The organism is Bacillus salacetis (assembly GCF_049177075.1).
GTDB lineage: Bacteria > Bacillota > Bacilli > Bacillales > Bacillaceae_B > Rossellomorea > Rossellomorea salacetis_A.
The window spans coordinates 2,772,671-2,786,134 of sequence record NZ_CP185377.1 but is presented as its reverse complement, the minus strand read 5'-3'; the positions used below and the strand labels follow the sequence as shown (position 1 = coordinate 2,786,134).

General features: G+C 41.5%; 17 protein-coding genes. 12 read left to right on the top strand and 5 right to left on the bottom strand.

The annotated features are described in order from the left end of the window. The first annotated feature begins 43 nt into the window (after positions 1–43). From ACOJQI_RS14600 to ACOJQI_RS14570, 7 genes are all read left to right on the top strand, one after another. Positions 44–1,117, top strand: a complete 1,074-nt coding sequence (locus tag ACOJQI_RS14600; RefSeq protein ID WP_421379106.1) for a type III polyketide synthase — start codon at positions 44–46, stop codon at positions 1,115–1,117. Beyond that, entirely contained in the window at positions 1,114–1,683 is a 570-nt protein-coding gene (locus ACOJQI_RS14595) for an isoprenylcysteine carboxyl methyltransferase family protein (protein WP_421379104.1), read from the top strand. Before ACOJQI_RS14600 ends, ACOJQI_RS14595 begins: the two co-directional genes overlap by 4 nt. Positions 1,684–1,776: 93 nt before the next feature. Then, entirely contained in the window at positions 1,777–1,941 is a 165-nt protein-coding gene (locus tag ACOJQI_RS14590) for a hypothetical protein (RefSeq protein ID WP_421379102.1), read from the top strand. Between the two features lie 175 nt (positions 1,942–2,116). Next, entirely contained in the window at positions 2,117–5,755 is a 3,639-nt protein-coding gene (locus tag ACOJQI_RS14585; protein ID WP_421379100.1) for a dynamin family protein, read from the top strand. An 11-nt stretch (positions 5,756–5,766) separates the two neighbouring features. Further along, a complete protein-coding gene (locus ACOJQI_RS14580) occupies positions 5,767–5,961 on the top strand; it encodes a hypothetical protein (RefSeq protein WP_421379098.1) in 195 nt (64 codons plus the stop codon). Next, positions 5,939–6,784 carry a sulfurtransferase gene (locus tag ACOJQI_RS14575; RefSeq protein WP_421379096.1) on the top strand — a complete coding sequence of 282 codons (846 nt, stop codon included), beginning with the start codon at positions 5,939–5,941 and terminating at the stop codon, positions 6,782–6,784. The genes ACOJQI_RS14580 and ACOJQI_RS14575 overlap by 23 nt, the downstream gene beginning before the upstream one ends. Before the next feature lie 131 nt (positions 6,785–6,915). Further along, positions 6,916–7,818, top strand: coding sequence for a 5'-3' exonuclease (locus tag ACOJQI_RS14570; RefSeq protein ID WP_421379094.1), 903 nt, complete (start codon positions 6,916–6,918; stop codon positions 7,816–7,818). A 99-nt stretch (positions 7,819–7,917) separates the two neighbouring features. Here the strand turns inward: ACOJQI_RS14570 and sspL are convergent, their stop codons facing one another. Continuing rightward, positions 7,918–8,058, bottom strand: a complete 141-nt coding sequence (gene sspL, locus ACOJQI_RS14565) for a small, acid-soluble spore protein L (RefSeq protein WP_421379092.1) — start codon at positions 8,056–8,058, stop codon at positions 7,918–7,920. A 117-nt stretch (positions 8,059–8,175) separates the two neighbouring features. Here sspL and ACOJQI_RS14560 point away from each other — a divergent pair, with 117 nt between their 5' ends. Both ACOJQI_RS14560 and ACOJQI_RS14555 read left to right on the top strand, forming a co-directional pair. Continuing rightward, the gene (locus ACOJQI_RS14560; protein ID WP_421379090.1) at positions 8,176–8,661 is read left to right on the top strand and encodes a divergent PAP2 family protein; all 486 of its coding nucleotides are present in this window, start codon (positions 8,176–8,178) and stop codon (positions 8,659–8,661) included. Between the two features lie 236 nt (positions 8,662–8,897). After that, on the top strand, positions 8,898–9,176 hold the full coding sequence (locus ACOJQI_RS14555) for a DUF6123 family protein (RefSeq protein WP_421379088.1): 279 nt from the start codon (positions 8,898–8,900) through the stop codon (positions 9,174–9,176). A gap of 81 nt (positions 9,177–9,257) precedes the next feature. Here ACOJQI_RS14555 and ACOJQI_RS14550 read toward each other — a convergent pair whose 3' ends face one another. The 3 genes from ACOJQI_RS14550 to ACOJQI_RS14540 form a co-directional block, all read right to left on the bottom strand. After that, positions 9,258–10,175 carry a DMT family transporter gene (locus ACOJQI_RS14550; RefSeq protein ID WP_421379086.1) on the bottom strand — a complete coding sequence of 306 codons (918 nt, stop codon included), beginning with the start codon at positions 10,173–10,175 and terminating at the stop codon, positions 9,258–9,260. Further along, positions 10,165–10,572 carry a reverse transcriptase-like protein gene (locus ACOJQI_RS14545; RefSeq protein WP_421379084.1) on the bottom strand — a complete coding sequence of 136 codons (408 nt, stop codon included), beginning with the start codon at positions 10,570–10,572 and terminating at the stop codon, positions 10,165–10,167. Before ACOJQI_RS14545 ends, ACOJQI_RS14550 begins: the two co-directional genes overlap by 11 nt. A gap of 141 nt (positions 10,573–10,713) precedes the next feature. Beyond that, positions 10,714–11,391 carry a queuosine precursor transporter gene (locus tag ACOJQI_RS14540; protein WP_421379082.1) on the bottom strand — a complete coding sequence of 226 codons (678 nt, stop codon included), beginning with the start codon at positions 11,389–11,391 and terminating at the stop codon, positions 10,714–10,716. A gap of 172 nt (positions 11,392–11,563) precedes the next feature. Between ACOJQI_RS14540 and ACOJQI_RS14535 the strand changes: the two genes are divergently transcribed. After that, positions 11,564–12,217: a reverse transcriptase-like protein gene (locus tag ACOJQI_RS14535; RefSeq protein ID WP_421379080.1), complete on the top strand. Its 654-nt coding sequence runs from the start codon at positions 11,564–11,566 to the stop codon at positions 12,215–12,217. A gap of 29 nt (positions 12,218–12,246) precedes the next feature. Further along, positions 12,247–12,423 (top strand): zinc-finger domain-containing protein, encoded by a 177-nt coding sequence (locus tag ACOJQI_RS14530; protein WP_421379078.1) that lies wholly within the window; start codon positions 12,247–12,249, stop codon positions 12,421–12,423. Positions 12,424–12,487: 64 nt separating this feature from the next. Here ACOJQI_RS14530 and cspD read toward each other — a convergent pair whose 3' ends face one another. Further along, a complete protein-coding gene (gene cspD, locus ACOJQI_RS14525) occupies positions 12,488–12,688 on the bottom strand; it encodes a cold-shock protein CspD (protein WP_113929350.1) in 201 nt (66 codons plus the stop codon). 331 nt (positions 12,689–13,019) lie between these two features. Between cspD and mntR the strand changes: the two genes are divergently transcribed. Next, positions 13,020–13,442: a transcriptional regulator MntR gene (gene mntR, locus ACOJQI_RS14520; RefSeq protein ID WP_421379075.1), complete on the top strand. Its 423-nt coding sequence runs from the start codon at positions 13,020–13,022 to the stop codon at positions 13,440–13,442. Positions 13,443–13,464 lie beyond the last annotated feature (22 nt).

The following is a 13,464-nucleotide window of genomic DNA, read 5'->3' as shown; positions in this document are numbered from 1 at the left end:
ATGAATGGTAAAGATATCCTTACTGAGGTAAGGAGAGATTTGTATGCCTAAAATCCTAAAAGTGGAAACAGCCATTCCTCCATACTGTATCAACCAAGAGGAAGTGGCCATTTTTGCAGAGAATTTATTTTCGGAGAACTTCCGCGATATCAAACGGCTTTTACCTGTTTTCCAGAATGGAGAGATAGAATCAAGGCACTTTGTACATGATATCGATTGGTTTAAAAAGCCGAAGTCTTTTCAGGAGAAAAATGATTCTTTCGTAGAAAAGTCAGTTGAATTAGGAATCGAAGCGATACGCAAATGTATAGAGAACAGCCATGGTGTTAGTTATGGAGATATAGATGCAATCTTCACAATATGCACGACCGGCCTAGCCACACCAAGCATAGAGGCGAGGATCATGAATCACCTTCCCTTCCCGGACCACGTCAAGAGAATCCCGATTTGGGGTCTGGGCTGTGCAGGAGGTGCCAGCGGATTAGCACGGGCTTATGAGTACTGCCTGGCATTTCCAAAAGCGAATGTGTTGGTGCTGACTATTGAACTATGTTCATTGACCTTTCAGCATGGTGACAGGTCAAAGAGCAACCTTATTGGAACTTCTTTATTTGCCGATGGAACAGCTTGTTCTTTGTTATGCGGAGATGAGAGCCCTGCTTTGAATGAATCTAGGACACCCCTTCCGGCAATATTCGCTACTCAATCCACCACTATGAAAAACTCCTTGGATGTGATGGGATGGAATATCAAAGATAATGGCCTGTTTGTCGTCTTTTCCAAAGATATACCCACGATCATCGAAGACTGGCTGAAACCAAATGTTGAGAGTTTCCTATCCAAGAATAATTTGTCCTTAAAAGATATCAAACATTTTGTTGCCCACCCCGGAGGAAAGAAAGTCATAGATGCGTATGAGACAGCACTGGGACTGGATCATTCATTGCTTGATAGCGCAAGAGATATTTTGAGGAGATTTGGAAACATGTCATCTGCCACCATCCAATATGTTTTACAAGATCATTTGAACAAAGAAATCCAAACTGGAGATATAGGGCTTGGAGTAGCTCTAGGACCGGGATTCAGTTCCGAATTGCTCTTAATGAGGTGGGAATGATGTTTTATCTGTTATTTTCCATAATTGCCATCCAACGGATTGTAGAGCTTTTTATCGCAAAAAGAAATGAAAAGTGGATGAAAGCAAAAGGCGCTAAAGAATATGGCCGGAACCATTATAAGATTATGGTGGCCATACACTTGCTCTTTTTTGCTTCTCTATTGGCTGAAGAAATCTTTGGACAAAGTTCCCTGAGTGATTATTGGCTTGCTTTGTTTTTCATCTTTCTGCTGACACAAGCAGGGAGGATGTGGGTAATTACCTCGCTGGGGAGGTATTGGAATACAAAGATCATTGTTCTACCGCAAGCTGATGTTGTAGCGAAAGGGCCCTATAAGTTCATCAAACACCCCAATTATTTTATCGTAACAGTTGAACTGATAGTTATCCCGCTCATGTTTAATGCATATTGGACCTTATTCATCTTTGCGCTGCTCAACCAATTCATTTTATCGATACGCATCCCTGTTGAAGAGAAAGCGCTGGCATCAGTGACAGATTATCAAGAGATACACCAGGGGAAGAAGCGGTTTATCCCTTCTGTGAAAAAAGAGGGAATTGACTGAATAATGATTGAAAATGATTATCGTTTCTGATAAAATCCTAATTGAAGATGAAAATTATTCTCAAGACGGGCATAAGAGGAAGGGGTTTCCGGTATGATTTTGTTTTTGGTTCTCCTGACGGCAGTTGTATACGGCATATTAACGAAATATGTTTTGAAGAATGTATTCGTAACAAAAAGCAAGACAGTATTGACGGCTAGGGCAATCGCTTCTGAAGATTCAGATTCAAGAGATCTGGTTCCTGCGTATGATCGATGATTTGCAGCCTTCCAAAAAGGACTGAATGTTCAAGGACAACTTGAATATTGAGTCCTTTTTTGTATGATGGTTCCATTTACGGCCATGTTTTAATAGGAATGAAGTAAATTATGAGATAAAATATAAGATGCATAACATGGATAAACATTACTTCAGGTATAAGGGGAAGGTTACTTTGCAATCGCTATCACATACAAAGACAACGTTCGATGAAAAAATAAAAAAGCTTGCATCCTTACATGAAACGCTGAGTGAAAGCGGTGATAAAGAGGCTGCTTTAAAAGCAGAGCTGCTCGCAAATAAATTTTGGAAAAATGAATTTATAGCCGGTTTCTGCGGACACTTCTCCGCCGGTAAATCGACAATGATCAATGCACTGGCAGGAGAGGAGCTGTTGCCGTCGAGCCCTATCCCGACCTCAGCCAATCTGGTAAAGCTTCACTATGCTGATTCTGACTTTGCCAAAGTTCATTATCACGATAAGCAGTCGGTCATCTTTGATGGAGCTTATGATTTTAATATTGTAAAACAATACTGTAAGGACGGGGAAAATGTCCAAAGTATCGAAATAGGGAAAAAGCACACCAAGCTTCCTGATGGAGTGACAGTACTGGATACACCAGGAGTGGACAGCACAGATGACGCTCACCGGATTTCAACAGAGTCGGCGCTTCACCTTGCAGATATTGTGTTTTATGTGATGGATTACAATCATGTTCAATCACAGTTGAATTTCGAATATACCCGGGAGCTTGCCAATCATGGCGTCAGGCTTTATTTGATTGTCAATCAGATTGATAAACACAACGATGAAGAGTTATCTTTTGATCAATTTAAACAGTCTGTTTCAGATTCTTTTGCTGCTTGGCAGGTTAAACCGGAGAGGATCTTTTTCACTTCTCTTCGGGATCAAGCAAATCCCCATAATGAATTTACAGAAGTCAGGGACTTGATCAACAGCCAGTTCCAGCATAAAGATGAACTGCTGCAGCGCTCATTTGCTGCTGGTGTGAACCGCTTGGTGAGCGACCATCAGAAATGGCTCAAAGAGAATTTAAAGGAGCAGCAGGATTCCCTTTCTTCAATAATCTCTTCGGAAGATATTGAGAACAGTGAGGAATTAATCCAAAAGGAAGCTGCATTACGCACGAAAATTGCTGATAATAGCTCTAAGTCTTATATCCAAACCTTTGAAGAAGAACGAGAAAAAATAATCAAAAACGCGTATTTAATGCCTTTTGAAACAAGAGAGCTGGCAAAGAAGTATCTGGAGTCGCTTCAGGATGATTTCAAGGTGGGAATGTTTTTCTCAAAAAAGAAAACAGAAGAAGAACGCCGCCAGCGTCAGTCCGATCTCATGGAGAATCTGAAAAAAAATGTCGAGGCTCAATTGGAGTGGCACTTGCGAGGTCTGGGCAGTCTTGTGATGAAACAGGCGGGCTTTCATGATGAAGATTTAATGACGAAGTCGGAAGGCCTGACGGTGGAGGTCACTGAATCAGATCTAAATGAGACGGCAAAAGCTGGTGCCAGGGTGACTGGTGAGTATGTTTTAAATTATTGTGAAGAGCTTGCCGGAAAACTTAAAAGGAAAGCAAGAAGAGAGACTGAAAGCCTCAAAGCGAGGTTGGTGGAACTTGTTGACTCCGAAAAAAACGAGGAAAACGAAGCTTTGAAGGAGCAGCATAAGCTGATTAAAGAAAAAACAGATGCTCTTAAGCAGCTTGATTTTTATAAGGAAGACGCCGAAATCAAGAATGATAATCTCCAAAGTATTGTTGAAGGGTCAGTGAATCTAAATTCGCAAGAGACAGTTGATGAATGGGAAGACAAGTGGGAGAAAAGTGAGAAAAACTACACCACTTATGCTGCAGAAATTCACAAAGAAAAAAAAACGGACAGTATCAATGAAGAAACAGAATCAGGGGAAAAAATGCGGGAGGCCGAAAACAAGTCCATAGCATTGGAACCATTGATAAAGCGCTTGAATGAGATGGCGGGAGATTATGAAAGCATCAGCGGTCTTAAACAGACAGCCCAAATCTTGAAGAAGAAAGCTGAAAGGCTCCAGGAACAGCACTTCACCATTGCGTTATTTGGTGCATTCAGTGCCGGTAAATCCTCGTTTGCCAATGCGCTGTTAGGGAGCAAGGTATTGCCTGTAAGTCCGAATCCGACAACTGCATCCATCAATAGGATCCGCCCGGTATCGGAAGGGCGGGAACACGGGACTGCCCAAGTATTCCTGAAGACCGGACAGCAGATGCTCATTGATGTGCAGAATTCAATGAAGGTTTTCCAAGTTCAGGCCGATTCACTTGAGGAGGCGGCAGAGCGCATCCCAGGCTTGTTAAAAAGCAACGATGGAGAAGGGAAAGAAAAAGTCCACCTTTCATTCCTTGCCGCATTCCTAAAAGGATACGATGAGTATCATTCAAAGTTGGGGGAAGTGTTAAAGGTCGGTTTGGAAGAATTCAGAGGTTTCGTTGCGAATGAAAGCCAATCCTGTTATGTAGAGTCAATAGACCTTTTCTATGATTCTCCGATAACAAGGCAGGGCATCACCCTCGTTGATACTCCTGGTGCTGATTCCATCAATGCAAGGCATACAGGTGTCGCTTTCCAATATATTAAAAATTCAGATGCGATCCTGTTTGTGACTTACTATAATCATGCGTTTGCAAAAGCTGACAGGGAATTCCTGATTCAGCTGGGAAGGGTCAAGGATGCCTTTGAATTGGATAAGATGTTCTTCATTGTCAACGCAGTCGACTTGGCCAAAGATGAAGAAGAAAAACAAGATGTGATCGACTATGTACAAGGACAGCTTATTGAGTACGGCATCCGTTTCCCTCGGATTTTTGGAGTATCCTCCAAGCTGGCTATGGAGCCGGAAAGGAGAATGGAATCAGGAATAGAGTCCTTCAAGAATGAATTTAACGATTTCATTGACGGAGAGTTGAAATTGATGGCCGCCCAATCTGCATCAGCAGAATGGGAGCGCGGCCTCGACCGCCTGAAAACATTGATCGAGAACTCTTCAATGGATGAGAAGAACCGCGAAAACAGGAAAGAAGAATTACTGTTGATTAAAGAGAAAGTCCAGGAATTCCTTGCCAGTGAGGCTCCTGAAAGCATGAAACTGCGAGTGTCTCAAGAGATAAAAGAGCTGATCCATTATGTGAAGCAAAGGGTATTTCTTCGTTTCTCAGACTTTTTCAAGGAAGCATTTCATCCGGCTGTCTTTACACAGCATTCCTCTTCGAAAGCAGCATTACAGGCTGCATTGGAAGAACTGCTGGATTCAACAGGATTTGATTTTGCACAGGAAATGCGTGCCACAACACTGAGAACGGAAAAGTTTTCAGGAAAGCAATTAAAGTCACAATTCGAAATCTATATTGAGAAAGTCAAGAAAATGGAAGAGAACCTGGTCTTTTCTCCATACGAAGCAGGGGACCCAAAGGAAATAGACTTTTCAAAGGCATTCACGGAACTTGAGAGGGAACGATTCAGTCCCGCATTGAAAAACTTCAAAAATCCTAAGGACTTTTTCGAGAATAATGGAAAGAAAAAAGTGATGGAAAGTTTAAATGGAGATCTTCAAGGTCCGGCAGACGACTATTTGGACCAATCAAAAAAGCGGATCACCGAGTGGGCGGTTGAATTCTTGAAGGATGAACATCGACGAATGACAGAAGAGTTACTATCACAATCGCAGGAACAAATCGACTCATGGCTGGCCGCATTGGAATCAATTGAAAACTTAGAGGGTTGGAAAGAGATTTACTCCAAACTCTCTGCAAACAGATAAGGGTTGGGAAAATGAAGAACAGCCGTTACCATGCATGTGCAACCTGCAAAAACTTTTCAGCGGATAGAATTGACGGTAAAATGCACTATCACTGTACAAGGCTGGGCTATGAAACTAAGCCTGAGTACCAATTTAACTGCTGGGACCCAAAAGAGCATATCAGCAAGCTGATGAAAAAGGAGGATGAAGCAGGTGAAGAATACTAAAGATATCTCATGGCTCCAATCCAACTACCTCAATGAGAATGTTAGAATCATTGACTGCCGCTTTAAACTAGGCGAGCCGGAATATGGGAAGAAAGCCTACAAGGAAAGTCATATTCCCGGCGCCGTTTACTTTGACTTGGAAAAGGATTTATCCGGTGAAGTGAAAAAGCATGGCGGAAGGCACCCGCTGCCGAATATGGACGATTTCATTCGTAAGCTCGAACAGTCGGGAGTAGACAATGATACAACTGTCGTCGTGTATGACGACAGTGAGGGAGCCTTTGCTGCCCGCTGCTGGTGGCTGCTGAAATATGCCGGGCACAATGAAGCCTTCGTTATAAATGGAGGATATGAAGGCTGGAAGAAACAGAACCTGCCTGTTACCAGCGAAATCATTGACTTTAGCTCAAAGAAGTATCATCCTAACATACAAAATGAGATGATTGCAGCAGTTGATGATGTGAGAGAAATCTCAAGAAAAGCACTGGAAGGCATTCTTATTGATTCCCGGGCAAGGGAACGCTACCTTGGTCTGGCGGAACCCATTGACAAGATCCCCGGGCATATTCCTGGAGCTGTGAATCATGAATGGACAGAGGGACTGCAAGACGGCAGTTTCCTTCCAGTAGAGGAACAACAGAGGAGATGGGAAGGGCTCGATCGGGAAAAGCCGCTCATCGTTTACTGCGGTTCAGGTGTAACAGCCGCACCGAATATCCTTTCTTTATGGGAAGCGGGCTATCAAAACGCGAAGCTCTATCCAGGCAGTTATAGTGACTGGATTTCTTATGAAGAACATGAAGTGAATAAAGGGGAAGAGTAAAATGAAAACCTGATTCTGTGGAATCAGGTTTTTTTGTGTTTGTAAGATTCTTACCATCCCTCCTAAGAATTTCAAAAAAATTCATTACTGAAATATGTTATAATGCTAGAGTGAACAAAGGAGTGGTGAATGTGGAAAAACACAATGAACATTTATTATTGATCGATGGAATGGCTCTATTATTTCGCTCGTTTTTCGCGACTGCCGTTTCAGGACAGTTTATGATAAATTCAAAAGGACAGCCTACCAATGGTGTACAGGGATTCATGAAACATTTGCTGATGGCTGTTGAACATATCAATCCCACACATACAGCGGTATGCTGGGATATGGGAAGTGCTACTTTCCGCAATGAGATTTATTCTGATTATAAGGCAAACCGCAATGCGCCGCCGGTTGAATTGATTCCGCAATTTGATTTGGCAAAAGAGGTTGCAGAAGGGTTTGCACTGTATAATATCGGAATGAGCGGTTTTGAAGCAGATGACTGCATCGGAACAATCGCCAAAACAGCTGCAAAAGAAACAAAAGTATCCATTTTAAGCGGTGACCAGGACTTGCTGCAGCTTTTGGATGATAATATTGATGTGGTTCTTTTGAAAAAGGGCTTTGGAAATTATCTAACGTATTCAAAAGATTATTTTATAGAAGAAAAAGGTTTGACGCCTGAGCAGTTTATCGACGTAAAAGCGCTGATGGGAGATACAAGTGATGGATACCCTGGTGTTAAAGGAATCGGTGAAAAAACAGCAGTCAAATTGATTCAGGAACATGAGCATATTCAGGGGATCTTGGACAGCCTCCATCTGCTTACTCCTTCTCAAAGAAAGAAAATTGAAGGGGATTTGGAAATGCTTCATTTATCCCGCCAGCTTGCAGAAATCAAATGTGACGTACCGCTGGAATTTCAAATGGAAGCAGCTAAATGGGAAGCAATTGCACCGGATGCCATTTTAATGATGGAGGAATTGGAACTTAGGGCATTAAGACGCTTTCTTATTGGTAAAGATCATCTGCTAAGCCAGCATGCTTAATAGCCGGAATTTATATTAGGGACTTATCAAGTGGAACATTTTGTGTTCTTTGATAAGTCCCTTTTTATGTGGTGTTGTTCATTATGGAATTGTTGGAAATTAAATTTTTGTATTGGACCTTTTAGCTCGATCCTCAAGTTTTGATTTAGGATCCGGAGTCGATACACCATCCTGCGCAAATCCTTGAGGGTTGACCGCAGGTGCTTTTGTTCCCCTGTTTTTATTATGTTTTTTGCTCATTTTGTCACCTCCATTTTTATTTTCACCATCCTGCCGCTTTTAATGTAAATAATTCAATTGGACAAACTAATGAGGCGGAGGAGAGAGGTTTTAAATAGAAAAACAGGGGGTGAACAGATGAATAGAGGAGTTGTGACAGCTCTTTTGAGTATATTTGCAGCACAGGCCCTTAAAATCCCATTACACTTTTTTAAAACAGGGAAATGGAAACCAATGTTGTTTTTCCAGACTGGGGGAATGCCAAGCTCCCACTCAGCCGGCGTTTCATCATTAACGACATTCATCGCATTAAAAAGGGGATTTTCCACTATTGATTTTGCTCTTTCCTTTATTTTCGGGCTGATTGTCATGTATGATGCACAGGGAATACGCCGGCAGACTGGTGAACTTACCCTTAAAGTCAATTCGCTCGACGAATTGGTACGAAAGGCACATGAAGACCAGCCGATTCCATTTGAAGAAAAGCCGATGAGACTAAAAGAAATGCTGGGACACCAGCCTGTAGAAGTTATCGGAGGGGCCATTTTCGGTGCCGTAGTTGGCAGCCTCAGCTTTCTCCTCGGAAAAAAAGATAGGCAAAAGGGCAGATTTTTTGTAAGATAGAACCAAAAGCGAAAGCGGCCCGTAAGCGACGTACGGATTGGAGATCTTCCGCATGAGATAAAGGAAACACAACGAACGAAGTGAGTTGATGTTGACTTATCGGAAGGAGGAAGATTGAAATCCGCTAGTCGCTGGCCGCTGCAGCTGGACGGGACCAAAAGCGAAAGCGGCCCGTAAATCTGGCCTATCCAGCAAAATACAAAGAAAAGAACTTTAGACACAGGGTGAGGAAAATCGTGAAGTATAGCAAACAAACAACCGAAGACTTTCTAATTCATTTAGAAAACAAAGGATTTAAATTTGGGGAAGACGCGATAGGTTTTATTTACTTTGGCAAAAGATCGGTGAATGTTTCTGATGAAATCGTTAATGCGGCAATAGAGATCACATTAAAAGCACAAAAAGGATTCGATAACAGCTTTTATATGTCTTTATTGGAGACTTTGCATTCCAACAATATCAAGACAAGACAGGCTGCATGGAGTTATGCTGAAAGTCTTGAATTATTGGCTTGATCTCAGAGAAGCGTACCGCAAAGTGAGAATTTAGAAATTAAAAAGCAAAGACAACCTTAATTCGGTTCTCTTTGCTTTTCTTTATGCTTCAGGCGAGTACTTCTTGATCATCGTCCTGAAAAGCTGCGGCAGCTCTGTCAGGATCATCCCCAGAAAAATGAAAAAACAGCCCGTAATAGCAATGGAGGTCAGCTCTTCTCCAATCCAAAGGTAAGAAAAAAGCGCCGCGAAGACAGGTTCCATTGTCAAAATGACTGCAACCCGGGCTGGAGTGGTATACTTTTGTGCAGATGTTTGAATCAGGTAAGCAGCTGACGTAGCCAGCAGAGCTGTGACAAGTAAAGCGATCATGACCTCTGTTTCAAATAAGGTCGATATAGTCAAGGCAGTTTGCCAATCCTCAAAAAGAAGCATGGAAATTAAAGATAATCCGGCAACCGTCAATATTTGTATGATCGTCAGCTGCAAAGCGGAATTCATTCTTGTATACTTGTCCGTCAATATGATATGAATGGCAAATCCGAATGCGCATATCATGACAAGGAAATCACCAAGATTTATCGACTGTGTATGTCCGGCAGCAAGTAAATACAGTCCCAGTGCCGCAGAAACAGCTCCTGCAACATAAGCGGCAAGAGGCTTCTGCTTTAAAATCAGAAAGCCGAGAAAAGGAACAAGGACAACACTTAACCCAGTGATAAATCCTGCTTTTGCAGGGGTGGTGTATAAAAGTCCGAATGTTTGAAATGCATATCCCAGGAAAAGAAAAAAACCTAACACAATTCCCGGTATCAAACTGCTTCGGCTGATGCGGATTTTTCCTTTTTCCTTCATGAGCAAAAGTAACAGCAGGGATATTCCCCCGAGCAAAAACCTCACTGTATTGAAAGCAAAAGGAGGAAGAAAAGATATAGCATTCTGAATGATGACAAATGTGGTTCCCCATATAAATGCTACTGCAAGCAGGGAGAAATCCGCTAACCACCTTTTAGAGTTCATTCGTTGAATCCTCGTTCAGATGGATGGCTTTACGGGCAAGTTCATCAGCTCGTTTATTTTCCTTACTTGGAATCCACTTGATAAAGAACAAATCAAACTCTTTGGAAAGCTGCAGTATCTCCTCCAATAGATGCTTGTACTTTTTGTTTCGTGCATACTCTTTCTCTACAGCATTGACGACGGCCTGGGAGTCGCTTCTGAAAGAAAGAACATTGAAGTTCTTCTCCCTGCAGATTTGCAGGGCTTTGATGCAGGCAAGGTATTCAGCTTCATGATTTTCATTAATTCCCAAGGGAATGGAGTAAGATAAGTTTTCACCACTGTTCTTAATATAAATCCCGACACCGCTTTGTCCCGGATCGCCGGCGCTTGCGCCGTCTATGTACACTTCGACCATACTTTTCACCTCAAAAAAATAAACTAACTATAAGTCTAATCACAAATGGGAAAAACATCAATTCTTATTAATTTTCCCTGCTAAAACCTGGTTATATAAAAAAGCTTGAAACAGGTTCGTATCCCGTCTCAAGCAGTTTAATCAATCTTTTACATCAAATCGTTTGGCAAGATATCCAAAGGGGGTATCGAGCAGGGCGACAATCCATTTTAATAAATAGGTTGTAAATACAATCTGGATCCATACATCAAATGGGAATGCTCCAAGGAACGCAATCGTTGTAAAAACGAGAGTATCGAGTAATTGACTGAGCATGGTACTGCCGTTGTTGCGGATCCAGAATTGAGAATCTTTAGGAAACCTTTTCTTAAGGAAAGAAAAAATGTAGACATCCGCGAACTGGCTGACCAGATAAGCGGCAAGGCTTCCGATGGCTATACGTGGAATCATACCGAAAATGGTTTCAAGGGAACCCTGGGCGAAATCATCAGGATGCGGATCAAAGATAAGAACCATTTGCATGATGATCGTCATAACAAGCAGAGTGAAGAACCCCAGCCATACCGCTTTTTGAGCTTCTTTCTTACCGTATTTTTCATTCAGGATGTCCGTCACCAGGAAGGCGGTACCATACATGGCATTGCCTAAGGTAGCAGTCAGCCCGAAAATCTCAATGGTTTTAATCACCTGTAAATTGGCTAATATAGTTGAGACGCCTATCCACACGAACAGGCCTGTCCTGCCAAAGATTCTGTACATTGCAAGAACCAAGATGAAATTGACAAGAACAAATATGAGTCCAAACCATTCATTGAACATATTATCTCCTCCCTGAAAATATAGTGAGTTAATGCATATACTAAGGACATTCTATCGGATATTCTTTACGAAACCTAAGCCCTATACGCTGAAATAATTGAAAAGACCTTGTACATTATACATAGTAAGGGTCAAATGGACAATAGAGTCAGTCGGAAGGAGAGAAAAAATAATGAAAATGAAAGTTATCTGGACATACAGCGGAAAAATTCCTGACAAAATAACATTTGAATCAGATTGGATGAACCGGAAGTTTGTTGAGTATCTAATTGAAGATTTGATGAAAACCGGCAGAGCCGGGGATATCATTATTCGGGATGAAATGGATAATGAATGGACCAGGAAGGAATTTCTTAAATTGAATGAAGAGCTCGAACAAGAGCCTGAAGATATTAAGGTTTACTTTGACGGAGGATTTGATAAAGAAAACGCGCTTGCCGGTCTGGGCATGGTCGTTTATTATCGAAAAGGCGGAGAAAAATACAGGATTCGAAAGAATGAAAAACTTAAAGAGCTCGAAAACAACAACGAAGCTGAATATGCTGCCCTCTATTCTTGTATGCAGCTCTTGGAGGAACTGGGTGTCCGCAATGCACCATGTGTCATAACGGGGGACTCCCAAGTCGTTTTGAAACAGCTTGAAGGAGAATGGCCTTGTTATGAAGAAACGTTAAATAGCTGGCTGGACCGCATTGAGGCAAAAATAAAAGCACTGGGGATAAAACCCACTTACGAAGCGGTCAGCCGAAAACAAAACAAAGAAGCAGATAATTTGGCAAACCAAGCACTGCAAGATACTTTTATCCATAGTCACTCAAAATATTGAATGCAGGATATAGGAAAGGTGATGTAACTTTGGAGCGAATTCAAGTCATCGGGAAACTGGACGAAATACTTGGAACCTACTGTGAAGACTGCCTGTTAAAAGCACATTTCAGAAAAGAACATGGCAAGAATTATGCCCACCGGTTTTGTATTGAAAAATGCACGGTCGGACAAAAAATAAAAGAGCTCGGGAAAAACCTGACATAAAGCGTATTTAAACATAAAAAAAGAAGCTGTCAAAGACAGCTTCTTTTATCTATTATAGTCCGAATTATAGTTTAGTTACGTTAGCAGCTTGAGGTCCGCGGTTGCCTTCTACGATTTCGAAAGAAACTTCTTGACCTTCTTCTAATGACTTGAAACCTTCACCTTGGATAGCAGTGAAGTGAACAAATACATCGTCTCCGCCTTCTACTTCGATGAATCCAAAACCTTTTTCATTGTTGAACCATTTTACTTTACCGTTTTGCATAATACTGTTCCTCCTAAATCTTTCAAGCACACTTTTGTGCTCCTGGAAATATTATCATTATAAGAACCTTTTGCCATTCCAAGAAGAGGACATAGAATTCTGTTAAATGATGTCTTAAATATACAATACCGCCTTTGACATAGTCAAGGAAGTTAGCGTAGTTTTTGTAAGAAAATTTAAACGGTTTCATATCAAGTATCATGGGCTTGCCTGACATGGGAAAAACGCATCATAACAGTATAGGGAATTGGCTGATCAATCGGTTTCAGTTGTATTCAACCGGTATATATAGTAAACTTTTAATGATATTTACCAATGTGGAGGGTTCAATATGCCAACGCCGAGTATGGAGGATTATATAGAACAAATTTATTTATTGATCGATAATAAAGGATATGCCAGGGTTTCAGATATTGCCGATGCACTGTCAGTCCATCCCTCCTCAGTAACCAAAATGGTACAGAAACTTGATAAAGATGATTACCTGATATATGAAAAATACAGAGGGCTTATTTTGACTGCCAAAGGGAACAAAATCGGGAAACGGCTTGTTTTCAGGCATGAGCTGCTGGAACAATTCCTGAATATAATTGGAGTGAAGGAAGAAAACATTTACGAGGATGTTGAGGGGATAGAACACCATTTAAGCTGGGATTCCATCGACAGGATCGGAGACCTTGTTCAGTTGTTTGAAGAGAATGAAGACCTTCTGAAGAAGTTAAGGCAGATACAAGCAAAGAATGAAAGCGAATGAAAAAAAGGACGATTATCCAATC

Bases quoted from the DNA above. Each gene is read 5' to 3' on its own strand.
- ACOJQI_RS14600 (WP_421379106.1), top strand. From the start codon at position 44: ATGCCTAAAATCCTAAAAGTGGAAACAGCCATTCCTCCATACTGTATC.
- ACOJQI_RS14595 (WP_421379104.1), top strand. From the start codon at position 1,114: ATGATGTTTTATCTGTTATTTTCCATAATTGCCATCCAACGGATTGTA.
- ACOJQI_RS14590 (WP_421379102.1), top strand. From the start codon at position 1,777: ATGATTTTGTTTTTGGTTCTCCTGACGGCAGTTGTATACGGCATATTA.
- ACOJQI_RS14580 (WP_421379098.1), top strand. From the start codon at position 5,767: ATGAAGAACAGCCGTTACCATGCATGTGCAACCTGCAAAAACTTTTCA.
- ACOJQI_RS14575 (WP_421379096.1), top strand. From the start codon at position 5,939: ATGAAGCAGGTGAAGAATACTAAAGATATCTCATGGCTCCAATCCAAC.
- sspL (WP_421379092.1), bottom strand. From the start codon at position 8,058: ATGAGCAAAAAACATAATAAAAACAGGGGAACAAAAGCACCTGCGGTC.
- ACOJQI_RS14560 (WP_421379090.1), top strand. From the start codon at position 8,176: ATGAATAGAGGAGTTGTGACAGCTCTTTTGAGTATATTTGCAGCACAG.
- ACOJQI_RS14550 (WP_421379086.1), bottom strand. From the start codon at position 10,175: ATGAACTCTAAAAGGTGGTTAGCGGATTTCTCCCTGCTTGCAGTAGCA.
- ACOJQI_RS14545 (WP_421379084.1), bottom strand. From the start codon at position 10,572: ATGGTCGAAGTGTACATAGACGGCGCAAGCGCCGGCGATCCGGGACAA.
- ACOJQI_RS14540 (WP_421379082.1), bottom strand. From the start codon at position 11,391: ATGTTCAATGAATGGTTTGGACTCATATTTGTTCTTGTCAATTTCATC.
- ACOJQI_RS14535 (WP_421379080.1), top strand. From the start codon at position 11,564: ATGAAAATGAAAGTTATCTGGACATACAGCGGAAAAATTCCTGACAAA.
- cspD (WP_113929350.1), bottom strand. From the start codon at position 12,688: ATGCAAAACGGTAAAGTAAAATGGTTCAACAATGAAAAAGGTTTTGGA.
- mntR (WP_421379075.1), top strand. From the start codon at position 13,020: ATGCCAACGCCGAGTATGGAGGATTATATAGAACAAATTTATTTATTG.